The following is a 24,426-nucleotide window of genomic DNA, read 5'->3' as shown; positions in this document are numbered from 1 at the left end:
CAGCCGGCGATGCGCGCGCCCTTCAGGGGCTGCTCCCGGCCATATTCCTCGCGCGTCGCCATGAGGCCCGGCATTTCGGTCTCGGCGATATCGAGCTCGCGCCGGCCGTAATCGGCCAGGCCGATATCGGCGACAATATAATCCTGTTTCGCTTCAAGGACGTCGGTGGCCATGAAGAAGGCTCCTGTTCGAATAGGTCAAAAAGAAAAGCCGCGCGTAGCAACGGCGGCCGTCATGAATGTCTTTTTACAGGGGCGCGGCGCCGATTGCAAATGGAATATAAAGAATTCTTTATATGTCTTTCTCGTTCCCGGAAATCGGCGCCCGAATGCCAAATATTATTGATGGCGAAAAGCCGCAAAAACGTCGTTCAACCCGCGCGGTTCCGCCATTCCTTCAAGGCGCGAAAGAGTCTCGTTCACGTCAAGACCGTAAGTGATCACCGTCGACGCCTTGGAGCGCGTCTCGGCGCCCAGCGATTTGACGAGCGTGATCGCCGGTTTGTTGGCGAACAGGATGTCGAAGGTCAGTTCGGCAAGGCCCGCCGCGCTGCAGTCGAGCATCAGCGCCGCGAGTAGCAGGCGCGCGATGCCGCGATGGTGATAGTGATCGAGCACGGCGATAGCGAGATCCGCGGTATCGGGATGCTCGCCGTCGCGGATCGCATGGGCGGCGGCGACCGGCGGCTGGCCGTCCTCGCCCGTCATTACCGCACCCCAGGCGATATGCTCGAACCCGTCGACCGCCGACAGACGCTCGATGACGGTGGGCGGCGCGCTCTTGAAGGATGAGAAGAACCGCAGATAGCGCGAGCGGTCGGAGAGTTCCCTTATTCCGCGATCGATCGCCTCCCCGTCCGACGGGCGGATCGGGCGCAGGCAGATCGGCGCGCCGTCATCGAGATGCGTTTCCACCGCGCGCGGACGGTTCCCGAAATCGACACGATGGGGCATGGGCTATCCTTTCCGGCTTCCGACCGGCGCCGACATCCGGTGAGGCTCAGGCATGTCCCGCATCGTGCGCCAGCAGCGCCGGATCGACGCCCGCTTTCCGGTAGCTCGCCGCCCAGCGGTCCTCGGCCGCGGTGTCGAACAGGATTTCCTCGTCGCCTTCGGCCGTGAACCAGCCGTGCCGGGTCATTTCCTCGTCGAGCTGCCCCGGCGACCAGCCGGCATAGCCAAGCGCGGAGAGCCAGCGCGAGGGCCCCCTGCCCTCGACGATCGCGCGCAGAATATCCAGGGTCCCGGTCAGCCCCCATTTGTCGCCGACCTGGACACTGTCCTCGCCGCCCCAGTCGAGGCTGTGCAGGATGAACCCGCGCTGCGGCTCGACCGGACCGCCGAGATGGACGGGCGCGTCCGGCGCGTCGCCGACGTCGATCTCGAGCTGTTTGAGCAACGTATGAAACCCGACATTGGCGATCACATTGCCGATCCCGATACCGAGCGCCCCCTGCTCGTCATGCGCGCACATCGCGATCACGGCGCGCTCGAACCGCGGATCGCCCATGCCCGGCAACGCGAGCAGCAGCTGGCCGGAGTAAAAGGTCGGTGAATCCATAATCGGGACTGTAGCGGGTGGGCGCTTCGGGTCCAGTGTATCCCGGCCCGAAACGCACTCCATACGCCCCGGAATGATTATCCGGCAGACGCCGTACTCGTCTCGCAGGTCGGCAAACCCGTGTCGCGATCCAGCGCCACCTGCTCGTCGAACGTCGAGGCCGCAAAGAAATCCTGCTGACGCGCGATCAGGCCGTCCTCGATATCGAAGATCGTAACGAAGGCCATTTCGAATGGACAGCCGTACCATTCGCCGCTCATCACGCCGTTCACCGCGACACTTTGGCCGTCCACCATCACCTTGTCGATCTGCCACTCGACGTCGCGATAATTGGATTCTGGCGTTCCCAACTGCCCGAAAACACGGATGAGACCGTCGTGCCCCCGGACGTCGATACGGAACGTCGGATCGACGAATTCCACATCCTCGGCATAATGGCTCAGCAACTGCTCGGCCGTGACGCCCGGACGAAGATAGTCGCCGTAAAAACTATCCACCCATTGGCGGAGCGCTGCGTCGTCCACGTCGCGCACATCGTCCGCAGCTTGCGCACAGGACGCCAGAGCCACGCATGATAGCAGCCAGAGATATCGCATGTCCGTCCCTCCCCCTTGCGACGAGACGCATCGGAGTATCAGACACGCGCGGAATCACCGCAGGGCGTTCGACCGGACAGCCGACATCATCGACCAATCGCAAACCGACCGAGCAGTCTCAATCCTCTTCGGGCGGCCGGGCGCGCGCATTGCTGTAATAGATCTCGTCGCAATAGGCGCGGTCATAATCTTCCATGCATTCGCGCCATTCGCGGCCGAGCCGTTCTTCCTCCTCGCGGATTTCGCGGCCGCGGTTGCGGTCGGCCTCGTCCTGGCTCGTCGTCGCCCAGTCGGCGACCTGGCCGACCGCGCGGACCGGCGCTGTCACGACATTGGCCGCCGTACGCGCGATGCAGCCGCTCAGCAGCAGGGCCATCAGGGTCACGATCACGATACGCATAACACTCTCCAAACAGGACATAATCGACCGGCGCCCGCGACGATCCGTCCGCCGCACCATAGCCGCCATAACGGATCGGGCGCAACGATGGGCCTTTTTCGCCGAATTGCGCTGGACGTCCGCAAACATTCATGGTTGATCGATATCACGCCACAGGAACCCCAATCAGCAGGAGCACATCATGACGATCAGCGAAGGCGATACCCTCCCCAAGACCAATTTCGTGACGATGACGGAAAACGGCCCGCAGCCGGTCGATCACGACCAGTTTTTCGGCGGCCGCAAGATCGCGCTCTTCTCAGTCCCCGGAGCCTTCACGCCGACATGCTCCGCCAAGCATCTGCCAAGCTATGTCGAAAAAGCCGACGAGCTTAAGGCCAAGGGCATCGACGAAATCGCGACCACCGCCGTCAACGACGCTTTCGTGATGGGCGAATGGACCAAGGACGCCGACCAGGTGACCGCGCTCGCTGACGGCAACGGCGAATTCGTCGAAGCGGTCGGGCTGACCATGGACGGCACCGGATTCGGCATGGGCAAGCGTGGCCAGCGATTCTCGATGATCGTGAACGACGGTGTGGTCGAAAAGCTCAACGTGGAGGCGCCCGGAGAATACAAGGTCAGTTCGGCCGAACATATGCTAGGCCAGCTTGACTGAGGCGGATACCAAAGCGCGGGCGAAAGCCGTCATCGACGAGCTGGAGCGATGTTATCTCGATAGCATCCGCAGTCTGCGGGACGCCCTTCGCGACTATATAGATAACGGCACGCCGCCTGCGCCCGGATTGCGGTCGGGGCGCCGTTTCAGCTACCCCGAGCTGCGCTTCGACTATGATGGCGAGGGTCGGGCCGAGGACCGCAAGCCGCGGTCCTACGGGCGTTTGGGGGAAGCCGGCACCTATGCGATCACGGTAACCCAGCCAGAGCTGTTTCGCGACTATCTTGCCGAACAGATCGGAATCCTGTTCGCGGATTACGGCCTGCAGGACGTCGAAGTCCATCGCAGCCACCAGGAAATCCCCTTCCCCTATGTGCTGGACGGCAGCGGGATCGAGCTGGGCGATATGCGCGCCGAAGAACTGGCGCGCCACTTCCCGGCGACCGAGCTGGCCGAGATCGGCGACGAACTGGCCGACGGCCTGTGGGACGGCGCACGCGCCAGATACCGGCCCCTGGCGCTGTTCGATGCATTGCGCACTGATTTCAGCCTCGCCCGGCTGCGCCATTATACCGGCACGCCGCCCGAACATGTGCAGCGCTACATCCTGTTCACCAACTATCAGCGCTATGTCGACGAGTTCATCGAGTGGGGCTGCGAGCAACTGAAATCCGGCGATCGGTACCGAACGCTATCCGGCGCGGGCGGGATCGAGCTGACCTGCGACGATGCCGATCCGGCCGCACTGGAAACTGCCGCTGCGGCGCGCAAGCATCAGATGCCCGCTTATCATCTGACCGCCGAGGATCGAGCCGGAATCTCGATCGTCAATATCGGCGTCGGCCCGTCCAATGCGAAAACGATCACCGATCATCTTGCGGTCCTGCGCCCCGAAGCCTGGCTGATGATCGGCCATTGCGGCGGCCTCCGGCCCAGTCAGCGGATCGGCGATTACGTCCTCGCCCACGCCTATCTGCGCGACGACAATGTGCTCGACGCGGTGCTGCCGCCCGAAATCCCGATCCCGCCGATCGCCGAGGTGCAGCAGGCGCTGGAGGCGGCCGCGCGCAGCGTGACCGGCGAAGAGGCCGATGCGCTGAAGCGGCGGATGCGAACGGGCACGCTGGTGACGACCGACGACCGCAACTGGGAACTGCGATACAGCCAGTCGGCGCTGCGCTTCTCGCTGTCCCGCGCGGTCGCAATCGATATGGAGTCGGCGACCATCGCCGCCCAAGGCTATCGTTATCGCGTGCCCTACGGCACCCTGCTTTGCGTATCGGACAAGCCGCTCCATGGCGAGCTCAAACTGCCCGGCCAGGCCAATCTCTTCTACGACCGCGCGGTGCGCGAGCATATCGAGATCGGCATCGCCGCCGTCGAGGAACTGCGCGCCTTCGGATCGCGATTGCACAGCCGCAAGCTGCGCGCATTCGACGAACCGCCCTTCCGCTAGACGGCGTATGTGCTAGGCTCGTTAAGGGTCATTACAGCTGCGAAAGCATATTTCATTCGTTCAGCGATGGAACGGAATGCCGTTTCGCGAATTGATTGGATAATAGCACATCACGCCAAAGGAGGCCCGACAACCATGGCAAGCAAACCGACCAAACCCGCTGCGAAACCGGCAGCAAAAAGCACGGCCAAAACGCCGGCCGCCGCCAAGACCGGCGTGACTGACAAGATCAGTGCCACCGCCAAGTCCGCCGCCGGCAAGGCCGGCGAGACCGCGAAAGGCGCCGCCGCCAAGGTCAGCAAGACCGCGAAAGGCACGGCGAGCAAGGTCGGCAGCGGCGCGAAAACCGTCGGCCAGACGGTCAGGAAACACCCGGTCAAGACGGCCGCTGCGGTCGGCGGCGTCGCCGCGGCAGCCGCCGGCGCCGTGGTCGGCAAGAAAATGTACGACAAGCGAAAGGCCGCAAAGGCCGCACCGCCCAAGGTGAAGCCGCGCGCTGACTAGCCGCGTTCGAAACCACACAAAAAAGGGCGGTCCGCCGACAGGCGGGCCGCCCTTTTTTCAGTCCGATTGTTCGGCTATTCGACCGACCAGCCGCACTCCCGCCCGTCATTCTGCTCCTGGAGCCAGGTCTGGAGCGGCTCGAAATAGGCAAGCAGCGGTTCGGCCGACATTTCGCGGGTGCCGGTAAAGGCTTCCAGCGCTTCCGGCCAGGGCCGCGAGGAGCCCATTTCCAGCATCGCGTTCAGCCGCGCACCGACTTCCTCGTTGCCGTAGAAGGAGCAGCGATGGAGCGGCCCTTCCCAGCCCGCCTGTTCGCAGGCCGCCTGATAGAATTGGAACTGCAGGATCCGCGCGAGGAAGTAGCGGGTGTAGGAGACGTTGTTCGGTACGTGATATTTCGCGCCCGGGTCGAAATTCGCCTCGGTCCGCTCGACCGGCGGGGTGATGCCCTGATAGCGCAGCCGCATCTCGTTCCATGCCGCGTTGTAATTATCCGGCGTGATGGACCCGTCGAAGACACCCCAGCGCCAGCGGTCGATCAGCAGGCCGAACGGCAGGAACGCGACCTTGTCCATCGCCTGTCGCAGCAACAGGCCGAGATCGCGATCCGGACCCGGTACATCGGCTTCGTCGAGCAGGCCGACCTGGACCAGATATTCGGGGGTGACACTGAGCGCGATCATGTCGCCGATCGCTTCGTGGAAACCGTCGTTTGCGCTGTTCTGGTAAATCAGCGGCTGCTGGTTATAGGCGCGCTGATAGTAATTGTGCCCGAGTTCGTGATGCACGGTGACGAAATCGTCGGCATTGACGCGCGTACACATCTTGATGCGCAGATCGTCGACGCTGTCGATGTTCCAGGCGCTGGCATGGCAGACAACATCACGGTCGCGCGGTTCGGTGATCTGCGAGCGGGTCCAGAAGGTTTCCGGCAGAGGCTCGAAGCCCAGCGAACTGAAGAATGCCTCGCCCGTCCGGACGATCCGCTCGGGCGTATAGTCGGCCGCGGTCAAAAGCTCGGTGAGGTCATACCCGACATCGCCCGCCCCTTCCGGCGCGACGATTTCGTAGATATTGCCCCATTCCTGCGCCCACATATTGCCGAGCAGGTCGGCGCGGATCGGGCCGGTCTCCGGCTGCACCGCATCGCCATATTCCTCGTTGAGCTCGGCGCGGACATAGCAGTGCAGTTCTTCGTAGAGCGGCCGCGTCTCGTTCCAGAGCCGTTCGGTCATCGCCGCGAATTCGTCCGGCGTCATGTCGTAGCCCGACCGCCAAAGATCGCCGACATTGTCATAGCCGAGCTCGGTCGCGCCCTCGTTGGCGATGGTGACGATGCGCGAGTAATTGTCGCGCATATCGGCGGCATCATCGTGCCAGCTCGTCCACATCTCGGCGAGAAGCGCAGGATCGCGGACCGTGCCCATTCGGGCTTCGGCCTCGTTGCCGTTGATCTCCTCGCCGTTCATCGTCGCCCGGCCGGTCGAATAGGCGGTACTCAGAGCGGTCGCGAGCTCGTTGAGTTCGGCGGCGGCGCCGTCGCGGGTCGGCGCCGGCATGCCGATGCCGGAACGGAGCTGATCGAGCTGACGGTTCGTGTCGTAATCGAGTCCGTCGACCTCGGCATATTCGGCGGCCTGATTGGCGAGCCGCACGAGCATCTGCGTGATCAGCGTGCCGAAATAGGTGTTCAGCGCGTCGGTATCCTGATTGAGATAGGTCGAGTTGACCCAGGCCGCGCGCGACGAGATGGTGAAGAGATCGCGCATCTCGGCCATCGACTGGTCGAGAAAGGCGCGGGCGGCCTCGGGCGTGCGGTCGGCGGCCGGCGTCGCGTGATTGTCGGCCAGGGCCGGCGTCGCGGCCAGGACCGCGCCGAGCGCGAGTGCGGACGCACCGATTTTCGCAAATATTTTCATGGAACATGCTCTCCGTAAGACGTTTCTATGGCGCGCGTTTGACCAAGGCGTTCGCCGACGGTCAAGGGCCGTTGGTCGAAAGCCTAGACGGGTTCGCCCAGCCAGTCGGCGATCGCCGCGCCGAATTCAGGCTTCACGATGCAGCTCATATGGCCGCCCGGCACTTCGCGATGATCGGCTTTCGTAATCAGGGCGGCGAGATCCGTATGGCTGCCATTGTCCTGATCCTCTTCACCCGCAAGAACGAGCGTCGGCACCGCGATCGCCCGGATCGCCTCTTCCGGCGTATTGGTGAAGACGTTGAGGACCTGCAGCAGCGCCTCGGGATCGCCCTTGGTGGTCTTCAGAAAGGCTTCGGCCATCCATTCGGGCGAATGTTTCGGATGGTTGCCGAGATTGGTCAGGATATGCCGGAAATGCTCGGCCCGGCTCGCGAGGCTCGTCAGTCCGGACAGTCCCATGCCCGATATGATCAGCCGTGCCGGGCGCGCGCCCAGCACGTGCATCCGCACGACGGTCCGCGCGCCCAATGAATAGCCGCCCAGATCGTACTCCGTCAGCCCGAGATGATCGATCAGCGCCAATCCGTCGCGCGCCAGTATATCGGCAGGATAGGCGGCCGGATCGTGGGGCTTCGCGCTGTCGCCATGAGCGCGCAGGTCCGGCATGATCAGGCGATAGCCCTTGGCCGCGATCATTTCGGCATGGCCGTAGCGAATCCAGTTGGTGAAGGCGTTGGAGAAGAAGCCGTGGAGGAGAATAAGCGGCCGCCCTTCGCCCGTTTCCCGATAGGCCAGCCGGTAGCCGTCGTCGCTGTCGAAATAGCGGATCGGCAGATCAATCGGGGAGTTTGCCAACTTTTTCCTTCCAGCGCCTGACGACCGGTTCATATTCGTCCGCCCGGTAGCGCGTGAGGCTGCGCGTATCCAGCCAGGCCTCATGCAGGCTTTCGGAACCGAAATGATGTTTCGGAACGAAACCGAAGGGATCGTCGATCGATCCGACCGTGATGTCCATCTTGTCGCTGTCGGGAAATTCGAAGCCGAGCGGCGTACCGCATTGCGAACAGAAAGCCCGCCGCGCGATCGGCGAGCTTTCGTACCAGTCGGGATCGGTTTCCCATTCGACGCTCGCCTTGGGCAGATTCTTGAACGCGATCGAAACGCCGCCCGTCGCGCGCTGGCACATCCGGCAGTGGCACAGATAGGCGTCGCGATCGTCAATCGTGGCCGTGTAGCGTATCCGGCCGCACTGGCAGCCGCCCGTGATTGTTTCCGTCATGTCGGTCCTCCCGCCTGCAACCGCTTGGCAGTATCCAATATCTCGAACCAGTCGGCCTCTTCCGGCATTTCCTCGAATGTCCGCAGGCCATCGGGTATCGCGACCCAATCTTGTTTCGAATGCATCCAGATATGGGCGACCGGTGCAAGGTCGCGGCTATCGTCCAGCGTCCCCGCCCGCACGGTGTTCAGGCCGGGGCGGTTGCTCACCGTCGCATACAATCTGACGAGACATTTCGCACAGGCATGGATAGTCGTGGTCTGACCGCTCGGCAGTTCGGTTTCGGCGGTCACGACATTGCCTTCGATCGAAAATCTCGACGCGAAGACCGGCATCTGCAATGCGAATGCGCTACCGGTATGCGTCTGGCAATCCGTGCAGTGGCAGGCGTAGCAGGGCAGCGCATCCTCATCGATGCGATACCGCACCGCGCCGCACAGGCATCCGCCCTCGAGGCTCATCGCTCTTCCAATCCTTTCTGCTTCAGCCGCCAGACCGCGACATCGATCCGGTCCTGTCCGAAAAACGGCTCGCCCTCGAACACCAGCGTCGGTACGCCCCAATGGCCGGCGGCCTCGAGCGCTTCCTGGTTCGCGGCGATCTCGGCGTCGAGTATCTCGGGTTCGGCCTCCGCCTCGGCGTCGAGTTCTGCGAGATCGAGACCCGCGCGTGCCGCCGCGTCGGCAAGATGGCTGCCCTCATGCCAGTTTTCGGTCCCGCCCCAGATGATCCGCGACACCTCGTCGGCGAAAGCCAGCCCCTTGCCCCGCCGCGCCGCGGCCTGGCCGAGCCGGGTCAGCCGATAGGCATAGGGCTGCTCGTCGGCGATCTTGCGCGTCGCCATGTCCTGGACGATCGGATCGGGGCGCGGCGGCGCCATCGGGATATCCAGAAACTGCGACAGGCGCATGATGTCGACGAGCGTGTAGCGCAGCCAGTTGGGATGGTTCCGCTCGAAGAAATCGGGTTCGCGGATGGCCAGCGGATAGACGGGCCTGAGCGCGATATCGACGTCGTGGCTCTCGGTCAGCGCGCGATAGCGGCGGGTCGCCAAGTAACTGTACGGGCTGCGGAAGGACCAGTAGAGATCGGCGTGAAGGGTCATCTCGGCATATCCTTCGCTGTTGGCCGGAACCGGATTCCGGCATTAACGGGCTGATAAGCGGAAAACCATAACAGGACCACTGTGACTCAAAAGACTCACTTTTCCCCTCTTTTTCCGAAAAGCCTCGCCAAGACCCAAAGTCTGTGCGAATTTCGCCGTTCGTCTGGGAGGATGGGGCGCAGTGGCCGAACAGGACCCGCAAATCAGGGCGGACAAGATGGCTGAACAGGAAAAGACCGAACGCAAGCGGTCTCCTGTCCGGCTGATCGCAATGCTGATCGTACCGGCGCTGGTGATCGGCATCGGCGTCTATTGGTACGTCACGTCGGGGCGCTACGTTTCGACCGACAACGCCTATGTCCAGCAGGATATCATCGAGATCAGCCCGGAAGTCGGCGGGCGGATCGTGGCCGTGCTGGTCGAGGAGAATGAACAGGTCGAGGCGGGCGATATCCTGTTCCGCATCGACCCCGAGCCCTACCGCATCGCCGTCCAGCAGGCCGAAGCCGATATCAGCGACGCGCGGCTCGCGCTCGGCCAGGCCGAAACGGCGGTCTCGACAAGCGGCGTCGACATCTCGACGGCACAGGCCAATGTCGAATTCGCCCGGCGCAATCTCGCCCGCGAGCGCGAGCTGATGGAGCGCGGCTTCAACACACGGGCGCGCGTCGAATCGTTCGAGAACCAGCTATCGGACGCGCAGGCGCGCCTGAACGCCGCCCGCGCCGCGCAGATGGACGCCCGCGCCGCCGTCGGCAGCGCGAACAGCCGCGGCGCGCGTTCGGAATTCCCGGCTGTCGCCGCCGCCATCGCCCGGCGCGAAGAGGCGCAGCTCAACCTCGAGCGCACGATCGTCCGCGCGCCGGTGAGCGGCACGATCAGCGAGGTCGACCGGCTCCAGATCGGCCAGATGGCGAACCCCGGAACCGCGGTCGTCAGCATCGTCGCGCGCGACGAGACCTGGATCGAGGCCAATTTCAAGGAAACCGATCTTGACCGGATGCGGATCGGGCAGCCGGCGCGGATCACGTTCGACGCCTATCCCGACCTGGTTGTCCAGGGCCGGGTCGGCAGCATCGGCGCGGGCACCGGCGCTGAATTCTCGATCCTCCCGCCGCAAAACGCCACCGGCAACTGGGTCAAGGTCACCCAGCGCGTGCCGGTGCGCATCGAGATCGAAGGGACGCCGTCGCGGCAGATGATCACCGGCCTCAGCGCCGATGTCCGCGTCGATATCCGCGACGATGGCGAGCGCTAGCGAAGCAGCCGCTCCGGCAGACGGCGACGCCCTTCTCCCGGTCCGCTACAAGGGGCTCCTGACCTTCGCCATCATGATGGCGATGATGATGCAGATCCTCGACACGACGATCGCCAACGTCGCGCTTCCCCACATGCAGACGAGCCTTGGCGCGACGATCGACACGATCGCCTGGGTGCTGACCAGCTATATCGTCGCGACCGCCGTCGCTATCCCGATCACCGGCTGGCTCGCCGACCGGATCGGATCGCGCAACCTTTTCCTCTGGGCCGTCGCCTTTTTCATTTTCACCTCGATGCTCTGCGGCGCGGCGACGAGCCTCGAACAGATGGTGACGTTCCGCATCATGCAGGGGATCGCGGCCGCCTTTATCGGCCCGATCTCGCAGACCGCGATGCTCGACATCAATCCGTCGCACAAGCACGGCCAGGCAATGGCGATCTGGAGTCTGGGCGCGGTGATGGGGCCGATCCTCGGGCCGCTGATCGGCGGCTATATCACCGAATATTATAACTGGCGCTGGGTGTTCTACGTGAACCTGCCGATCGGCGCGGTGATCTTTGCCATGCTGTATTTCCTGCTGCCGAGCCGCCCGATCAGCCGGCGCGGCTTCGACCTGTTCGGCTTCTCGATGTTCGCGCTGGGCCTCGCCGCGCTCCAGCTCGTGCTCGATCGCGGCCAGCAGCTTGACTGGCTCGACAGCACGTCGATCTGGATCGGCATCGGCTGCATCATCATCGGCTTCTGGGTGTTCATCGTCCATATGCTGACCGGGAAGAACACGCTGCTGACCCCGGCCATTTTCACCGACCGGAACCTGGTCGGCTCGCTCATCTTCGTCGCGTTCGTCGGGGTTGTCGTGTTCGCGATCATCGCGCTGATCGCGCCGATGCTGCAGGGCGTGCTCGATTATCCGGTGATCACCGCCGGCTATCTGCTGGCGCCGCGGGGGCTCGGGGTGATCGTCGCGATGGGCGTCGCCGCGCGGCTGATGAACGTTATGGACGCGCGGATCATCCTCGCCATCGGCTGGGCGATCACGGCCTGGTCGTGCTACATGATGACGCACTGGATGATCGGCATGGATTCCGGCCCGATCATCACCGTGGGCGTCATCCAGGGCCTCGGCATCGGCTTTATCTTCGTCCCGCTCAACGTCATCGCCTTCGCGACCTTGCCGGTCAGCCTGCGCCCCGAAGGCGCGGCGCTGATGAACCTGCTGCGCAACGTCGGCGCGTCGATCGGCATCTCGATCACGGCGAGCAACGTCGCGCGCAACCTGCAGATCAGCCATGCCGATCTCGGCCAGCATATCACGCCCTCGACCGTGCCATCGCTGGGCCTCGAGCGATTGAACCTGCCCATCGAGCAGATCGCCGCCCTGCTCGACAACGAGATCAACCGCCAGGCGCTGATGATCGGCTACATCAACAATTTCTGGCTGATCATGTGGGGCTGCATCATCGCCGTCCCCGCCTCGATGCTGCTCAAGAAACTACCGAAAACGGGCACAGCGAATGTCGAGGAGGACGAGCCGGACGGCGAGCCGCAGCCGGCGGAATAGCTACGCCGCCTTCTGCAAATGCCGTCGGCCGAGCAGCTCGGCGATCTGGACGGCATTGAGCGCCGCGCCTTTGCGCAGATTGTCCGAGACGCACCACAGAACGAGGCCGTTCTCGACCGTCGGGTCCTCGCGCACGCGGCTGATGAAGGTCGCGCCGTCACCGACGCACTCGACCGGGGTCACATAGCCGCCGTCCTCGCGCTTATCGACGAGCATGATGCCCGGCGCCTCGCGCAGGATATTTTGCGCGTCCTCGGCCGACAGCTCGTTCTCGAACTCGATATTGATCGCCTCGCTATGGCCGACGAAAACCGGGACGCGGACGCAGGTCGCGCTGACCTTGATTTTCGGATCGAGGATCTTCTTCGTCTCGACGACCATCTTCCATTCTTCCTTGGTCGAGCCGTCGTCGAGGAAGACGTCGATATGCGGGATCACGTTGAACGCGATCTGCTTGGTGAATTTCCTGGCTTCGGCCTGATCGCCGACGAAGATGTCGCGCGACTGGTTGAACAGCTCGTCCATCCCCTCCTTGCCCGCGCCGGAAACCGACTGATAGGTCGAAACCACGACTCGCTTGACCGTCGCCGCGTCGTGCAGCGGCTTCAGCGCGACGACCATCTGGGCCGTCGAGCAATTGGGATTGGCGATGATGTTCTTGGCGAGATACCCGTCGATCGCCTCGGGATTGACCTCCGGCACGATCAGCGGGACGTCCGGGTCCATCCGGAAGAGCGAGCTGTTGTCGATCACCGTGCAGCCGGCCTCGGCCGCCTTGGGAGCATATTCCTTGGCCGGGCCCGAACCCGCGGCGAACAGCGCGATATCCCAGCCGGAAAAGTCGAAATGCTCGATATTGCGGCATTTGAGCATCGTGCCGGTTTCGCCGAATTCGACCTCGACGCCCTGCGAACGCGGCGAGGCGACCGCCGCGACCTCGTCCGCCGGAAACTCGCGCTCGGCGAGGCAGGCGAGCATTTCGCGCCCGACATTCCCCGTCGCTCCGACCACCGCTACCCGATAACCCATAGTCGCATTCCCTTGTTGAGGCATGGGGACGTAGCGCGAGTTCCCGCTTACGCCAAGCCAAACATTGTTGCGGTGCAATACATTCGGCTTTCCGTAGCGTCATTGCGCGGTTGACGCTTTGGGTCTAGACTGTTCGTTATCGACATCCGGGGGCCGCGAACGGCAGGCGTTTCTGCCGACGGAGACCGTCATGCCCCAGGAAGCTTCGCTCGACGCCACGCCGGCCACCGTTCCGCTGCCCGTGCGCACGATAACCGCCGTCGATCTCAATGAAAGTCTCGCCGCCGGATACGCCGATTTCAAGGCGAAGCGGGGCGATCTCCTTTTCGTCGGATTGCTCTACCCGCTCGTCGGCGCCATCGCGTCCGTCGTGATGACCGGCAGCGACATATCGATGCTCTTTCCGCTGTTCGCGGGCCTCTCGCTGCTCGGTCCGCTCGTCGCGACCGGCTTCTACGAACTCGCGAAACGGCGCGAAGCGGGTCGAGATTCGAGCTGGTGGCATTTCTTCGCCGTGCTCAAGAACCGCTCGATTCTCTCGATCGCGGCGGTCGGCATCGGGCTGCTCGCCATCTTCGGCGCCTGGCTGTTCGCCGCCGGCCTGATCTACACCTTGTTCTTCGGACTGCAGCCTCCCGGGACGATCGCCAATTTCGCCGAAATGGTGCTGACGACCCGGCCCGGCTGGGGCATGATCATCGTCGGAAACCTCGTCGGCATCCTGTTCGCCGTCGTCGTACTGGCGGTCAGCGTCGTTTCGCTGCCGCTGCTCGTCGACCGCAAAGTCAGCGCCGAACGCGCGGTCGCGACCTCGCTCGCCGCCTTCCGCCGCAATCCCGGCGTGCTGCTGCGCTGGGGCGTCACGGTGGGCCTGATCCTGACCGTGGCGGCGATACCGCTGCTGATCGGCCTCGCCGTGGCGCTGCCGGTCCTCGGTTACGCCACCTGGCACCTCTACACCCGCCTTGTCGACCGGGACGAACTCGAGCGGATGGGAAGATAGAAGAAGGGCCGCCCCACGGGACGGCCCTTTTCATCGTCTCCAATCGCCGGTGCGATCTCAGCTTTCGGCGGCCTCGGCGGCCTCCGGCTTTTCGGTCTTGATCGTGTTCTTCTCGCGATCGTCGCGCTTTTCGGCGATACGCGCAGCCTTACCGGTGCGGCCCCGCAGATAGTAGAGCTTGGCGCGGCGCACGATGCCGCGCTTGAGCACGGTCACGCTGTCGACGTTGGGGCTGTACAGCGGGAATACGCGCTCGACGCCTTCGCCGAACGAGATCTTCCGAACCGTGAAGCTCGATCCCATGCCGCGATTGGTGCGCGCGATGCAGACGCCTTCGAAATTCTGAATACGGGTGCGGTCACCCTCCACGACCTTCACGCCGACGCGCAGCGTGTCGCCCGCCTTGAAGTCGGGCAGTTTCTTGTCGCTCGTAATGCTCTCGATGGCTTCCGCCTCGAGCGTCTCGATGAGATTCATCTCATTCGTCCTTTGCTTTGTCCCGTTGCGCGCCAGAGGGCGACTGACCCGGAGCGCCACTGTAGCGCTCCCAAAGATCCGGCCGCCGTGACCGTGTTATCTCTTCGGCCCGGCGTTTCCGCCAAGCCGCGATCCTCGCATGATCCCCCGATCGCAACACTTCAGGGATACTGCGCCCTTCCCATTCTACAGGCCGGGTATAGTGCGGATATTCGAGAAGCCCCTGTTCGAAACTTTCCTCATCGCCGCTTGAAGCCGCGCCCATTACCCCGGGAAGCAGCCTTATGCAAGCGTCCAGCAGCGCCAGAGCGCCGATTTCGCCGCCGGACAGGATATAGTCGCCGACCGAGACTTCCTCAACCGGGCGGGCTTCGAAAATGCGCTCGTCGAACCCCTCGAAACGGCCGCACAATATCGTGACGCCGGGGCCGGTCGAAAGCGCGCGTATCCGGGATTGCGTCAGCGGCGTTCCGCGCGGCGACATGGCGAGCACCGGGGCATCCGGCTGGCGCTCCAGCGCTTCGTCGATCGCGGCGGCCAGCACATCGGCCTTCATCACCATGCCCGCGCCGCCACCGGCCGGCGTATCGTCCACCGTGTGATGTTTGTCGGTCGCGAAATCCCGGATCTGGAGCGTTTCCAGCGCCCATTTCCCCTCGTCCCGCGCACGCCCGGCGATCGAATGGCCGAGCGGCCCCGGGAACATCTCGGGGTAGAGGGTCAGGATGGTAGCGGCGAAGCTCATGGCAGAAAATCGCTATCCAGAATGATCCCGGTTGCCGATGCCGTGACCGCTTTCATCGGCACCATGAATTCCGAGCCATCGGGTTGCCGTATCTCGATAATATCGCCGGCCCCGAAATTCTCGATGGCGATCACCTCGCCGACCGGATCGCCGCACTCGGTCACGCACGGGAGGCCGACAAGATCGGCGTGATAATATTCGCCCTCGGCGAGCGGCGGCAGCGCGTCGCGCGGCACGGTCAGTTCCTTGCCGCGCAGCGCCTCGGCGGCGTTGCGGTCGGCGATCTCGGCGAAGCGCGCGATCGGCATCTTGCCGGTTTCGCGCGCGGATGTGAGCGTGAGCGATTGCCCGCCCGCGTCGAACGTCTTGTAGCGTTTGAAGCTGTCCAGACTCTCGGCGAACAGCTTGAGGCGCACCTCGCCGCCAATGCCATGCGCTCCGGCAATGGCGGCGAGGGTGATGCGCTTTTCGGCCAAGGCTTAGCTCTTGGCTTCTTCTTTCTCGGCGTCCTCGGCAGGAGCCTCTTCAGCGGCTGCTTCCTCAGCAGGCGTTTCCTCCGCCGGAGCTTCCTCGGCGGCAGCTTCTTCAGCCGTCGCTTCGGCCTCCTCGGCAGGGGCCTCTTCGGCAACCGCTTCTTCAGCCGGCGCTTCGGCGGCTTCAGCCGGAGCCTCTTCCGCAGGTGTTTCTGCGGCTTCCGTGGCGGCGGCTTCCTTCTCGGCCTTTTCCTCGGCGCGTTCCTTGGCTTTCGCGCCCGGTTCCGCCTTTTGCGGGTTGTTGCGCGCCGGACGCTCCATGATGCCGGCAGCATCGAGGAAGCGCATCACGCGATCTGACGGCTGCGCGCCGACCGACAGCCAATGCTTGGCACGGTCTTCGTCGAGCTTCACGCGCTCGGGATCGTCCTTGGCGAGCAGCGGGTTGTAGCTGCCGATCCGTTCGATGAACTTGCCGTCCCGCGCCTTGCGGGAATCGGTTACGACGATCTTGTAATAAGGCCGCTTCTTTGCGCCACCGCGCGACAACCGGATTGCTACTGGCATTGATATTTCCTTCTTTCAAAAATCAGAATAGTCAAAATAACTCTAGCGTTTCAGTAATTTATCGAGCCCCGGAGGGATCCCCTGCCCCGGCATTCCGGGCAGGCCCGGCATGCCGCCCGGCGGCATGTCTCCCGGGTCGGTCGGCAGGCCGTCCGGGCCGCCTCCGCCGAACATCTTCATCAGCCCCTTGATGCCGCCCATCTTCTTGATGCGCTTCATCGCGGTCGCCATTTCCTTGTGCATCTTGAGGAGCCTGTTGACCTCCTGCACGGTCGTGCCCGAGCCCATCGCCACGCGGCGCTTGCGCTTGGCGTTGAGCAGGCCGGGCTTGGCGCGCTCCTCCCTGGTCATCGAGCCGATCATCGCGTCCATATGGACGAGCACCTTGTCGTCCATGCCGCTCTGCGCCATCGCGGCCTGCGCCTTTTTCATGCCCGGCAGCATCCCGGCGAGCGCGCCGAGCCCGCCCATGCGCTGCATCTGCGCGAGCTGCGTACGCAGGTCGTTGAGGTCGAACTGCCCCTTGGCCATCTTCTTGGCGAAGGCTTCGGCCTCTTCTTTTTCAACCGTTTCGGCCGCGCGTTCGACGAGGCTGACGACATCGCCCATGCCGAGAATGCGGCCCGCGACGCGCTCCGGATGGAATTCTTCCAGCGCATCGAGCTTCTCGCCAACGCCGACAAACTTGATCGGCGTACCTGTGACCGCGCGCATCGACAGCGCCGCGCCGCCGCGCGCATCGCCATCCATCCGGGTCAGCACGGTACCGGTCAGCGGCACCTGTTCGGAGAAGTTCTGCGCGACATTGACCGCGTCCTGGCCGGTCAACGCATCGACGACGAGCAGGATTTCTGCGGGTGTCGCGACGTCGGCGACCGTCTTCATCTCGTCCATCAGCTGCTGGTCGACATGGAGACGGCCGGCGGTATCGAGCATCACTACATCGAAGCCCTGGAGCTTCGCCGCCTGCAGCGCCCGTTTCGCGATATCGACCGGCTGCTGGCCCTCGACGATCGGCAACGTCGCGACATCGGTCTGCGTACCGAGTACGGCCAGCTGTTCCTGCGCGGCCGGGCGATTGACGTCGAGCGACGCCATCAGCACCTTTTTCCGGCCCTTTTCGGTGAGCCGCTTGGCGATCTTGGCGGTCGTCGTCGTCTTGCCCGAGCCCTGCAGGCCGACCATCATCACGACATTGGGCGGCGTCCCCTCGAGATTGAGTTCGGACGCCTCGGCGCCGAGCATCGCGACCAGCGCGTCGTTGACGATCTTGACGACCTGCTGGCCCGGCGTGACCGATTTCAGCACCTGTTGACCGACTGCCTGTTCGGTCACCCCGTCGACGAACTCGCGCGCTACCGGCAGCGCGACATCGGCCTCGAGCAGCGCGATCCGCACTTCGCGCATCGCCGCCCGGACATCGCTTTCGCTGAGCGCGCCGCGGCCCTTCAAACGGTCGAATACGCCGCCGAGCCGATCGCTGAGACTGTCGAACATCGTCCAATTCCTTCCTGTTCCGGCGACTAACGCAAAAAGCGCCGGCGGGCGAAACCTCGCCGGCCAGCGGACGCCATATCGGCGCGTCGATCTGCATTCCTCGCGGAACTGTGGAGCGCAAATACTGCGCGAAAGCGGAATTTACAAGGGTTCGCCGAAAATGCCCGAAATTAACTCGGTCTTCACTCCGTTCGTGCCATCACGCAGCTCAATTTACGGGAAACACGTTATGGGCGAACGCGAGACCATCGCTTCAAGTTCAAATTCGACTGTACCGGCGTCGAGCGAGGACCGACAGCCCCGTGCACTCGTTTCGGGTGCCGTCGCTCTCACGGCCATCCTCATGTTTGCCGGCCTCGGCGGACAGGTCATCGCCAATATCATCGCCGGCACCGCGTCCGAGCGCGATCCGGTTCTCGCCATCGCCCTGATCCTGAACATTGCGCTGATCCTCATCGGATGGCGCCATCACAACGAAGTCAGCGAACAGATCAAGTCCCACAAGGAGGCCGCCAAGCGCGCCCGCCTGCTGGCATTGCGCGATCCGCTCACCGGTTTCCTCAACCGCCGCGCGCTCAGCAGCGAGGCAGGCGAAATGATCAAGCGCGCCGCGCAGCGGGACCGGGTCGTGGCCATGTTCGTCATCGACCTAGATAGCTTCAAATATGTGAACGATCTCAACGGCCACCATGTCGGCGACGTACTGCTGCGCGAGGTCGGCAAGCGGATCATGAGCGCCTTGCCCGGCTCGGCGCTCGGCGCGCGCCTCGGCGGCGACGAGTTCGCCGCGGCCTTCCAGTTCGATCCTTCCAACCCGGCCGCGGTAGACGCCGTGGCCGACGAGCTCGTCGAACGGATTTCGCAGCCCTTCGATATCGAACGCCAGTCGATACAGACGAGCGCCTCGGTCGGCATCGCCCGGTCGGATCACGACTGCAACGGCGTCGAAACGCTGCTGCGCCGCGCGGATATCGCCATGTATGCCGCCAAGCACCAGGGCAAGAACCGCGCCGTCTGGTTCGACGGCAGCATGGAGCGGATGCTCGAGGAACGGAACCGCGTCGAAGAAGGCATGCGCAAGGGCATTCCGGCCGGCGAATTCGCCCCCTATTACGAGCAGCAGGTCGACCTGTTGACCGGCAAGCTGCACGGTTTCGAGGTGCTGGCCCGCTGGGAACACCCGACCAGGGGCGTCATCCTGCCGGAGGAATTCATTCCGGTCGCCGAGGAATGCGGCCTGATCGCCGAACTTTCCGAATGCGTGATGCGCCAGGCCTTCATCGAGGCGCGCGACTGGGACCCGAACCTGACGCTCTCCGTCAACATCTCGCCGGCGCAGCTCAAGGATCCCTGGCTCGCCCAGAAGATCATCAAATTGCTGACCGAGACGAACTTCCCGGCCAGCCGGCTCGAAATCGAGATCACCGAAACAGCGCTGTTCGACAATCTCGGCATCGCGCAATCGATCATTTCGAGCCTCAAAAACCAGGGCATCCGCGTGGCGCTCGACGATTTCGGAACCGGCTATTCGAGTCTTGCCCATCTGCGCGCGCTGCCGTTCGACCGGATCAAGATCGATCGCAGCTTCGTCACCTCGATCAACGACGACAATGAAAGCGCGGCGATCGTCGATGCGATCACGCGTCTCGGTGCCAGCCTAGGCCTGCCGGTCACCGCCGAGGGGATCGAAAACGAACAGATCGAAGCCAGCCTCAAGGATCTGGGCTCGATGGCCGGACAGGGCTGGCATTTCGGCAAGCCGATGGCAATTGGCCAGACGCGGCGGCTGCTCGCCGACAAGGACATGCTGACGTCGCGGCCGAGTGAAGAGATCGCCGAGGAAGCGCTGGACGATCTGCGCAAGCTGCGCCGCACGGGCTAAACCGAGCGGCGGGCGCGAACAAAAGCGCCGTGCAAGTGGACAGCACCCCTTCCCGACCCTAAATCGCGCGCCATGCGCCCATCTTCTCGCACCTTGGCTTTTCACAAGATGCACGGCCTCGGCAACGACTTCGTCGTTATCGATGCCCGCAATCGCTCCGTCGACATGACGGAGACCCTCGCGCGCGCGCTCGCCAACCGGCGCACCGGGATCGGCTGCGACCAGCTCATCCTGCTCGAACCGTCGGACACCGCCGATCTGGCCATGCGGATATTCAACGCCGACGGCGGCGAGGTCGAGGCCTGCGGCAATGCCGCACGCTGCGTGACGCAGCTGGTGGGCGACGAGGCCGTGATCGAAACCGCGGGCGGCACGATCTCGGGTCGCGTCAACGGTGCGGGCGCGACGCTCGACATGGGCGAGCCCCGGTTCGACTGGGATGCGATCCCGCTGGCCTATGCGATGGACACCGCGAACATGCCGGTCGGCTGGGAGAATCTCGAAGACCCGGCCGCGGTCAATGTGGGCAATCCGCATATCGTGTTCTTCGTCGAGGACGCCGGAGCGGTCGATCTCGCCCGGCTCGGCCCGATCATCGAAACCGACCCGCTCTTTCCCGAGCGCATCAACGTCAACGTCGCGACGGTCGAACCGGACGGCGGCATTACCTTGCGCGTCTGGGAGCGGGGCGCGGGCCTGACCCGTGCCTGCGGCACCGGCGCCTGCGCGACGATGGTCGCCGCGGCGCGGCGGAAGCTCGTCGCCGGCGAGACGGTCGTGCATCTGCCCGGCGGCGATCTCCGGATCGACTGGGCACCGGGTGAGACGATCCGGATGACCGGCCCGGCCACCCATGTCTTCAGCGGCGAGATCGACACGGGGACGCTGCGGTGAGCGGTCCCGAACTCATTACCCTGGGCTGCCGGCTGAACTTCGCCGAAAGCGAAGCCATGCGGGCGATGGCGGCCGATCGCGACGATCTGGTCATCGTCAACAGCTGCGCGGTGACGGCCGAAGCGGTCCGCAAGACCCGCCAGCAGATCCGCAAGGCGAAGCGCGCGCGGCCCGATGCGGAGATCATCGTCACGGGATGCGCCGTGCAGACCCAACCCGAAAGTTTCGCAGCGATGCCGGAGGTCGGCAGGCTGCTCGGCAATCGTGAAAAGATGCTGCCCGAAAGCTTTGCGTCGAACCGCTCGCTGGTCTCCGACATCATGGCCGTGCGCGAAACGGCGCCCCATCTCGTGACCGGTTTTGCCGAGCGCGCCCGCGCCTTTGTCGAGGTGCAGAATGGCTGCGACCATCGCTGCACCTTCTGCGTCATCCCCTATGGCCGCGGCAACAGCCGCTCGGTCCCGGCCGGCCTCGTCGTCGACCGGATCAAGGCGTTGGTCGATCAGGGCTTTCAGGAGATCGTGCTGACGGGCGTCGACGTCACCAGCTATGGTCCCGACCTTCCTGGCAGTCCCAGCCTCGGCCTGCTCGTCGAGCGCATCCTCACGGGCGTGACCGCCCTCCCCCGCCTGCGGCTCTCGTCCCTGGACTCGATCGAGATCGATGAGCGGCTGTTCGAGATCATCACGGGCGAACCGCGTTTCATGCCGCATCTCCATCTCTCGCTGCAGGCGGGAGACGACATGATCCTGAAACGCATGAAGCGCCGCCACAGCCGCGCGCAATCCGTCGAGATGGTCGCGCGCCTCAAGGCCGAGCGGCCCGAGATCGCGATCGGCGCCGATATCATCGCAGGCTTTCCGACCGAAACCGAGGAGATGGCGGCGAATACGCTGGCGCTGGTCGACGATTGCCAGATCGTCTTCGGTCACATCTTCCCCTATTCGGCGCGGCGCGGAACGCCGGCGGCAAAAATGCCGCAGGTGCCCGTCCCGGCCCGCAAGGAACGCGCGCAAAGGCTGCGCGCGGCAACCGCGCGGCAGAAGGCGATGTGGCTGGAGGGTTTGATCGGCACGACGCAACGCGTTTTGGTCGAGCGCGAGGACGGGACCGGCCATGCGGAAAATTTCGCCGAGGTGGCGCTCGACCGACCGTCCGCGATGGACGGAGCAAGCAAGATAGGGACGATCGTCGAGACCCGGATCGCCGGTGTCGATGACGGGATATTGGCCGGGGAAATCGCGTGAGTGAGGAAAAAAGCTGGGGCGAGAAGCTGCGCTTCGGTTTCAAGCGGACGTCCGACAGGCTCGGCGGCAATCTGACCGGCCTGATCACCAAGGAAAAGCTCGACGAGGACACGCTGGACGAGATCGAGGAGGCGCTGATCGCGTCCGATCTCGGCCCCTCGGTCGCCGCGCGCGTGCGCGACCGGCTGGCGAGCGGCCGCTACGACCGGCATTTGTCCGAACTCGATATACGCGAGATCGTCGCCGAGGAACTGGAAGAGATATTGCGCCCCGTCGCCGTGCCGCTCGAGATCGACGCCTTTCCGCGGCCGCAGGTCATGCTCGTTATCGGCGTCAACGGGTCGGGCAAGACGACCACCATCGCCAAGCTCGGACACCTGTTTCTCGAGGACGACTACAATGTCATGTTCGTCGCCGGCGACACGTTCCGCGCGGCGGCGATCGGCCAGCTCAAGGTGTGGGCGGAGCGGCTCGGAGTGCCGATCATCGCCGGCGAGGAAGGCGGCGATGCGGCCAGCCTCGTGTTCGAGGGGGTCAAGCGCGGCACCGAGATCGGCACGGACGTGCTGATCGTCGATACGGCCGGCCGCCTGCAGAACAAGAGCCATCTGATGGACGAGCTTTCCAAGATCCGCCGGGTGCTGGGGCGGCTCAACGAAGAGGCGCCGCATAACGTCATCCTCGTGCTGGACGCGACCACCGGGCAGAACGCCCTTTCCCAGATCGAGGTGTTCAGGGAAGTGGCCAATGTCACCGGCCTTGTTATGACGAAGCTCGACGGAACGGCGCGTGGCGGCGTGCTGGTCGCCGCGGCCGAAAAGTTCGGCTTGCCGATCCACGCGATCGGTGTCGGCGAGAGGCTCGAAGATTTGCGCCCCTTCGACCCTCGCGCGGTGGCGCGCGCGATCACGGGCGCCGACGAGTTTGATGGAGAGTAGAGTATGAGCGAAGCCGAAACCAAGACGGAACTGTCGTCCGGAATGCGCATGGCGCTCGATTTCGGGCCGGTGCTGATATTCTTCGCCGTCAACTATCTCGCGCCGCCACCGCTCGGAATATTCTATGCGACGGGCGCCTTCATGGCTGCGATGATGATCGCCCTCGTCATATCCTGGGCGAAGGTCGGCAAGATTTCGCCGATGCTGCTGTTCTCCGGCGTGATGGTACTCATCTTCGGCGGCGTCACGCTGTTCCTGCGCGACGAGACCTTCATCAAGATCAAGCCGACCATTTATTACGTCTTCATCGCCCTGATCCTGTTTTTCGGGCTGCTGACGAAACGGCCGACGCTGAAGGCCCTGCTGGGCAGCGCCTATCCGGGGTTGAGCGACCGGGGCTGGGACCTGCTGTCGCGCAACTGGGCGGTCTTCTTCGTCGCCATGGCGGTGCTCAACGAGGCCGTGTGGCGCAATTTCAGCACCGATTTCTGGGTCGGATTCAAATTATGGGGCGCAATACCGCTCACGCTGATCTTCGCGTTCGCCAATGTGCCGATGCTGCTGAAGAACGGCCTCAATCTCGACAAGGCGGACGAGCCGCCGATGCCCGAAGCCCATGAATAGGGCCTCGGGCAGGCGGTTCGCTACCAACAGGTAAGGCTCAGCCCTGGTCGGCGCGGCTCACGCCGTTACCGTCCATGTTCCGGGCGACGAATTCCCAGTTCACATGGTCGAGCAGCGCATCGACATAGGCGCCGCGATCATTCTGGTAGTCCAGATAATAGGCATGTTCCCACACATCGATCGTGAGGAGCGGCTTCATCCCTTCATGCGCAACCGGGGTGTCGGCATCGTGAAGCGAGGTGATCTCGAGCTTGTCGCCGTTGAGGACGAGCCAAGCCCAGCCGCTGGCGAAATGGCCGGTCGCCTCTTCCTTGAAGGCCTCGAGCATGTCGGACTTCGATCCGAAACAGTCCTCGATATGGGCGGCGAGCGCGCCCGACGGATTCTGTTTCTCGGGGCTCAGGCACTTCCAGTAGAAGCTGTGGTTCCATACTTGGGCCGAATTGTTAAACAGCCCCTGATCGCCCTTCTCCTTGGCGGCGAGAATGACCTCCGACAGCTTGGCGTCCGCCAACTCTCCGCCCTCGATCGCGTCGCTCGTCTTGTTCACATAGGCTTGGTGGTGCTTGCCGTGATGGAAATCGAAAGTCTTCGCGGAAATCAGATCGCCGAAAGCGTCCTTCGCATAGGGAAGGTCTGGCAGTTCGAAAGGCATGGGAAAGTCTCCTGCTGGTCGGTCTTACATGACGGTAACGCACAGGGTCTTCAAGGGTATCCATAGGCGGGCGAAGAGAATTCCTGGCGGCGTT

At 63.8% G+C, this 24,426-nt stretch carries 28 protein-coding genes; 11 read left to right on the top strand and 17 right to left on the bottom strand.

Going from position 1 to position 24,426, the window contains the following annotated elements:
- The 5 genes from ACTS1X_RS06905 to ACTS1X_RS06885 form a co-directional block, all read right to left on the bottom strand.
- Nucleotides 1-173 (bottom strand): adenosylhomocysteinase (locus ACTS1X_RS06905; RefSeq protein ID WP_442613651.1); only part of this gene is annotated, 173 nt, incomplete at its 3' end.
- A 165-nt stretch (nucleotides 174-338) separates the two neighbouring features.
- On the bottom strand, nucleotides 339-953 hold the full coding sequence (locus tag ACTS1X_RS06900; protein ID WP_442613649.1) for a GNAT family N-acetyltransferase: 615 nt from the start codon (nucleotides 951-953) through the stop codon (nucleotides 339-341).
- 46 nt (nucleotides 954-999) lie between these two features.
- Nucleotides 1,000-1,560 (bottom strand): YqgE/AlgH family protein, encoded by a 561-nt coding sequence (locus tag ACTS1X_RS06895; RefSeq protein ID WP_442613648.1) that lies wholly within the window; start codon nucleotides 1,558-1,560, stop codon nucleotides 1,000-1,002.
- A 77-nt stretch (nucleotides 1,561-1,637) separates the two neighbouring features.
- Nucleotides 1,638-2,156, bottom strand: coding sequence for a nuclear transport factor 2 family protein (locus tag ACTS1X_RS06890; protein ID WP_442613647.1), 519 nt, complete (start codon nucleotides 2,154-2,156; stop codon nucleotides 1,638-1,640).
- 118 nt (nucleotides 2,157-2,274) lie between these two features.
- Nucleotides 2,275-2,556, bottom strand: a complete 282-nt coding sequence (locus ACTS1X_RS06885) for a hypothetical protein (protein WP_442613646.1) — start codon at nucleotides 2,554-2,556, stop codon at nucleotides 2,275-2,277.
- 181 nt (nucleotides 2,557-2,737) lie between these two features.
- Here ACTS1X_RS06885 and ACTS1X_RS06880 point away from each other — a divergent pair, with 181 nt between their 5' ends.
- The 3 genes from ACTS1X_RS06880 (at nucleotide 2,738) to ACTS1X_RS06870 (ending at nucleotide 5,174) form a co-directional block, all read left to right on the top strand.
- Nucleotides 2,738-3,214 carry a peroxiredoxin gene (locus tag ACTS1X_RS06880; protein ID WP_442613645.1) on the top strand — a complete coding sequence of 159 codons (477 nt, stop codon included), beginning with the start codon at nucleotides 2,738-2,740 and terminating at the stop codon, nucleotides 3,212-3,214.
- A complete protein-coding gene (locus ACTS1X_RS06875; RefSeq protein WP_442613644.1) occupies nucleotides 3,207-4,670 on the top strand; it encodes an AMP nucleosidase in 1,464 nt (487 codons plus the stop codon). The genes ACTS1X_RS06880 and ACTS1X_RS06875 overlap by 8 nt, the downstream gene beginning before the upstream one ends.
- 66 nt (nucleotides 4,671-4,736) lie before the next feature.
- Entirely contained in the window at nucleotides 4,737-5,174 is a 438-nt protein-coding gene (locus tag ACTS1X_RS06870) for a hypothetical protein (protein ID WP_442613643.1), read from the top strand.
- Between the two features lie 74 nt (nucleotides 5,175-5,248).
- On the opposite strand, the gene ACTS1X_RS06865 is transcribed toward ACTS1X_RS06870, so the two are convergent.
- The 5 genes from ACTS1X_RS06865 to ACTS1X_RS06845 form a co-directional block, all read right to left on the bottom strand.
- Nucleotides 5,249-7,093 carry a M2 family metallopeptidase gene (locus ACTS1X_RS06865; protein ID WP_442613642.1) on the bottom strand — a complete coding sequence of 615 codons (1,845 nt, stop codon included), beginning with the start codon at nucleotides 7,091-7,093 and terminating at the stop codon, nucleotides 5,249-5,251.
- Between the two features lie 83 nt (nucleotides 7,094-7,176).
- The gene (locus ACTS1X_RS06860) at nucleotides 7,177-7,950 is read right to left on the bottom strand and encodes an alpha/beta fold hydrolase (RefSeq protein ID WP_442613641.1); all 774 of its coding nucleotides are present in this window, start codon (nucleotides 7,948-7,950) and stop codon (nucleotides 7,177-7,179) included.
- On the bottom strand, nucleotides 7,931-8,374 hold the full coding sequence (locus ACTS1X_RS06855; RefSeq protein WP_442613640.1) for a GFA family protein: 444 nt from the start codon (nucleotides 8,372-8,374) through the stop codon (nucleotides 7,931-7,933). The genes ACTS1X_RS06860 and ACTS1X_RS06855 overlap by 20 nt, the downstream gene beginning before the upstream one ends.
- Nucleotides 8,371-8,835, bottom strand: coding sequence for a GFA family protein (locus ACTS1X_RS06850; RefSeq protein ID WP_442613639.1), 465 nt, complete (start codon nucleotides 8,833-8,835; stop codon nucleotides 8,371-8,373). Before ACTS1X_RS06850 ends, ACTS1X_RS06855 begins: the two co-directional genes overlap by 4 nt.
- Nucleotides 8,832-9,479, bottom strand: a complete 648-nt coding sequence (locus tag ACTS1X_RS06845; protein ID WP_442613638.1) for a 2-hydroxychromene-2-carboxylate isomerase — start codon at nucleotides 9,477-9,479, stop codon at nucleotides 8,832-8,834. The genes ACTS1X_RS06850 and ACTS1X_RS06845 overlap by 4 nt, the downstream gene beginning before the upstream one ends.
- 217 nt (nucleotides 9,480-9,696) lie before the next feature.
- Here ACTS1X_RS06845 and ACTS1X_RS06840 point away from each other — a divergent pair, with 217 nt between their 5' ends.
- Together ACTS1X_RS06840 and ACTS1X_RS06835 are read left to right on the top strand one after the other, a co-directional pair.
- Entirely contained in the window at nucleotides 9,697-10,737 is a 1,041-nt protein-coding gene (locus ACTS1X_RS06840; protein WP_442613637.1) for an HlyD family secretion protein, read from the top strand.
- A complete protein-coding gene (locus ACTS1X_RS06835; protein ID WP_442613636.1) occupies nucleotides 10,724-12,301 on the top strand; it encodes a DHA2 family efflux MFS transporter permease subunit in 1,578 nt (525 codons plus the stop codon). Before ACTS1X_RS06840 ends, ACTS1X_RS06835 begins: the two co-directional genes overlap by 14 nt.
- On the opposite strand, the gene ACTS1X_RS06830 is transcribed toward ACTS1X_RS06835, so the two are convergent.
- Nucleotides 12,302-13,330 (bottom strand): aspartate-semialdehyde dehydrogenase, encoded by a 1,029-nt coding sequence (locus ACTS1X_RS06830; protein WP_442613635.1) that lies wholly within the window; start codon nucleotides 13,328-13,330, stop codon nucleotides 12,302-12,304.
- Nucleotides 13,331-13,520: 190 nt separating this feature from the next.
- Here ACTS1X_RS06830 and ACTS1X_RS06825 point away from each other — a divergent pair, with 190 nt between their 5' ends.
- Nucleotides 13,521-14,333 (top strand): DUF2189 domain-containing protein, encoded by an 813-nt coding sequence (locus tag ACTS1X_RS06825; RefSeq protein ID WP_442613634.1) that lies wholly within the window; start codon nucleotides 13,521-13,523, stop codon nucleotides 14,331-14,333.
- A 57-nt stretch (nucleotides 14,334-14,390) separates the two neighbouring features.
- Here ACTS1X_RS06825 and rplS read toward each other — a convergent pair whose 3' ends face one another.
- From rplS to ffh, 5 genes are read right to left on the bottom strand one after another with little or no spacing between them, the layout of a single operon-like run.
- Nucleotides 14,391-14,810, bottom strand: coding sequence for a 50S ribosomal protein L19 (rplS, locus tag ACTS1X_RS06820; protein ID WP_442613633.1), 420 nt, complete (start codon nucleotides 14,808-14,810; stop codon nucleotides 14,391-14,393).
- Nucleotide 14,811: 1 nt separating this feature from the next.
- A complete protein-coding gene (gene trmD, locus ACTS1X_RS06815; protein WP_442613632.1) occupies nucleotides 14,812-15,555 on the bottom strand; it encodes a tRNA (guanosine(37)-N1)-methyltransferase TrmD in 744 nt (247 codons plus the stop codon).
- Nucleotides 15,552-16,031, bottom strand: a complete 480-nt coding sequence (gene rimM, locus ACTS1X_RS06810) for a ribosome maturation factor RimM (protein WP_442613631.1) — start codon at nucleotides 16,029-16,031, stop codon at nucleotides 15,552-15,554. The genes trmD and rimM overlap by 4 nt, the downstream gene beginning before the upstream one ends.
- A 3-nt stretch (nucleotides 16,032-16,034) precedes the next feature.
- Entirely contained in the window at nucleotides 16,035-16,595 is a 561-nt protein-coding gene (gene rpsP / locus ACTS1X_RS06805; RefSeq protein ID WP_442613630.1) for a 30S ribosomal protein S16, read from the bottom strand.
- 42 nt (nucleotides 16,596-16,637) lie between these two features.
- Nucleotides 16,638-18,092: a signal recognition particle protein gene (gene ffh / locus ACTS1X_RS06800; protein ID WP_442613629.1), complete on the bottom strand. Its 1,455-nt coding sequence runs from the start codon at nucleotides 18,090-18,092 to the stop codon at nucleotides 16,638-16,640.
- Nucleotides 18,093-18,435: 343 nt separating this feature from the next.
- Here ffh and ACTS1X_RS06795 point away from each other — a divergent pair, with 343 nt between their 5' ends.
- From ACTS1X_RS06795 to ACTS1X_RS06775, 5 genes are all read left to right on the top strand, one after another.
- Nucleotides 18,436-19,974, top strand: coding sequence for a putative bifunctional diguanylate cyclase/phosphodiesterase (locus ACTS1X_RS06795; RefSeq protein WP_442613628.1), 1,539 nt, complete (start codon nucleotides 18,436-18,438; stop codon nucleotides 19,972-19,974).
- 72 nt (nucleotides 19,975-20,046) lie between these two features.
- Nucleotides 20,047-20,868: a diaminopimelate epimerase gene (dapF, locus tag ACTS1X_RS06790; RefSeq protein WP_442613627.1), complete on the top strand. Its 822-nt coding sequence runs from the start codon at nucleotides 20,047-20,049 to the stop codon at nucleotides 20,866-20,868.
- Nucleotides 20,865-22,115, top strand: coding sequence for a tRNA (N(6)-L-threonylcarbamoyladenosine(37)-C(2))-methylthiotransferase MtaB (mtaB, locus tag ACTS1X_RS06785; RefSeq protein WP_442613626.1), 1,251 nt, complete (start codon nucleotides 20,865-20,867; stop codon nucleotides 22,113-22,115). Before dapF ends, mtaB begins: the two co-directional genes overlap by 4 nt.
- Nucleotides 22,112-23,053, top strand: coding sequence for a signal recognition particle-docking protein FtsY (gene ftsY, locus ACTS1X_RS06780; protein WP_442613625.1), 942 nt, complete (start codon nucleotides 22,112-22,114; stop codon nucleotides 23,051-23,053). Before mtaB ends, ftsY begins: the two co-directional genes overlap by 4 nt.
- 3 nt (nucleotides 23,054-23,056) lie before the next feature.
- Nucleotides 23,057-23,677 carry a septation protein A gene (locus tag ACTS1X_RS06775; RefSeq protein WP_442613624.1) on the top strand — a complete coding sequence of 207 codons (621 nt, stop codon included), beginning with the start codon at nucleotides 23,057-23,059 and terminating at the stop codon, nucleotides 23,675-23,677.
- 37 nt (nucleotides 23,678-23,714) lie between these two features.
- On the opposite strand, the gene ACTS1X_RS06770 is transcribed toward ACTS1X_RS06775, so the two are convergent.
- Nucleotides 23,715-24,332, bottom strand: coding sequence for a superoxide dismutase (locus ACTS1X_RS06770; protein ID WP_442613623.1), 618 nt, complete (start codon nucleotides 24,330-24,332; stop codon nucleotides 23,715-23,717).
- Nucleotides 24,333-24,426 lie beyond the last annotated feature (94 nt).

Origin of the sequence: Parasphingopyxis sp., assembly GCF_052168275.1 — a bacterium.
GTDB lineage: Bacteria > Pseudomonadota > Alphaproteobacteria > Sphingomonadales > Sphingomonadaceae > Parasphingopyxis.
Note: the sequence above shows the minus strand (reverse complement) of the source record. Positions and strands in the feature narration are given on the sequence as shown.

Coding starts and splice junctions, on each gene's coding strand:
- ACTS1X_RS06900 (WP_442613649.1), bottom strand. CDS start 953: ATGCCCCATCGTGTCGATTTCGGGAACCGTCCGCGCGCGGTGGAAACG.
- ACTS1X_RS06895 (WP_442613648.1), bottom strand. CDS start 1,560: ATGGATTCACCGACCTTTTACTCCGGCCAGCTGCTGCTCGCGTTGCCG.
- ACTS1X_RS06890 (WP_442613647.1), bottom strand. CDS start 2,156: ATGCGATATCTCTGGCTGCTATCATGCGTGGCTCTGGCGTCCTGTGCG.
- ACTS1X_RS06885 (WP_442613646.1), bottom strand. CDS start 2,556: ATGCGTATCGTGATCGTGACCCTGATGGCCCTGCTGCTGAGCGGCTGC.
- ACTS1X_RS06880 (WP_442613645.1), top strand. CDS start 2,738: ATGACGATCAGCGAAGGCGATACCCTCCCCAAGACCAATTTCGTGACG.
- ACTS1X_RS06870 (WP_442613643.1), top strand. CDS start 4,737: ATGGAACGGAATGCCGTTTCGCGAATTGATTGGATAATAGCACATCAC.
- ACTS1X_RS06865 (WP_442613642.1), bottom strand. CDS start 7,093: ATGAAAATATTTGCGAAAATCGGTGCGTCCGCACTCGCGCTCGGCGCG.
- ACTS1X_RS06855 (WP_442613640.1), bottom strand. CDS start 8,374: ATGACGGAAACAATCACGGGCGGCTGCCAGTGCGGCCGGATACGCTAC.
- ACTS1X_RS06850 (WP_442613639.1), bottom strand. CDS start 8,835: ATGAGCCTCGAGGGCGGATGCCTGTGCGGCGCGGTGCGGTATCGCATC.
- ACTS1X_RS06845 (WP_442613638.1), bottom strand. CDS start 9,479: ATGACCCTTCACGCCGATCTCTACTGGTCCTTCCGCAGCCCGTACAGT.
- ACTS1X_RS06840 (WP_442613637.1), top strand. CDS start 9,697: ATGGCTGAACAGGAAAAGACCGAACGCAAGCGGTCTCCTGTCCGGCTG.
- ACTS1X_RS06835 (WP_442613636.1), top strand. CDS start 10,724: ATGGCGAGCGCTAGCGAAGCAGCCGCTCCGGCAGACGGCGACGCCCTT.
- ACTS1X_RS06830 (WP_442613635.1), bottom strand. CDS start 13,330: ATGGGTTATCGGGTAGCGGTGGTCGGAGCGACGGGGAATGTCGGGCGC.
- ACTS1X_RS06825 (WP_442613634.1), top strand. CDS start 13,521: ATGCCCCAGGAAGCTTCGCTCGACGCCACGCCGGCCACCGTTCCGCTG.
- rplS (WP_442613633.1), bottom strand. CDS start 14,810: ATGAATCTCATCGAGACGCTCGAGGCGGAAGCCATCGAGAGCATTACG.
- trmD (WP_442613632.1), bottom strand. CDS start 15,555: ATGAGCTTCGCCGCTACCATCCTGACCCTCTACCCCGAGATGTTCCCG.
- rpsP (WP_442613630.1), bottom strand. CDS start 16,595: ATGCCAGTAGCAATCCGGTTGTCGCGCGGTGGCGCAAAGAAGCGGCCT.
- ffh (WP_442613629.1), bottom strand. CDS start 18,092: ATGTTCGACAGTCTCAGCGATCGGCTCGGCGGCGTATTCGACCGTTTG.
- ACTS1X_RS06795 (WP_442613628.1), top strand. CDS start 18,436: ATGTTTGCCGGCCTCGGCGGACAGGTCATCGCCAATATCATCGCCGGC.
- dapF (WP_442613627.1), top strand. CDS start 20,047: ATGCGCCCATCTTCTCGCACCTTGGCTTTTCACAAGATGCACGGCCTC.
- ACTS1X_RS06775 (WP_442613624.1), top strand. CDS start 23,057: ATGAGCGAAGCCGAAACCAAGACGGAACTGTCGTCCGGAATGCGCATG.
- ACTS1X_RS06770 (WP_442613623.1), bottom strand. CDS start 24,332: ATGCCTTTCGAACTGCCAGACCTTCCCTATGCGAAGGACGCTTTCGGC.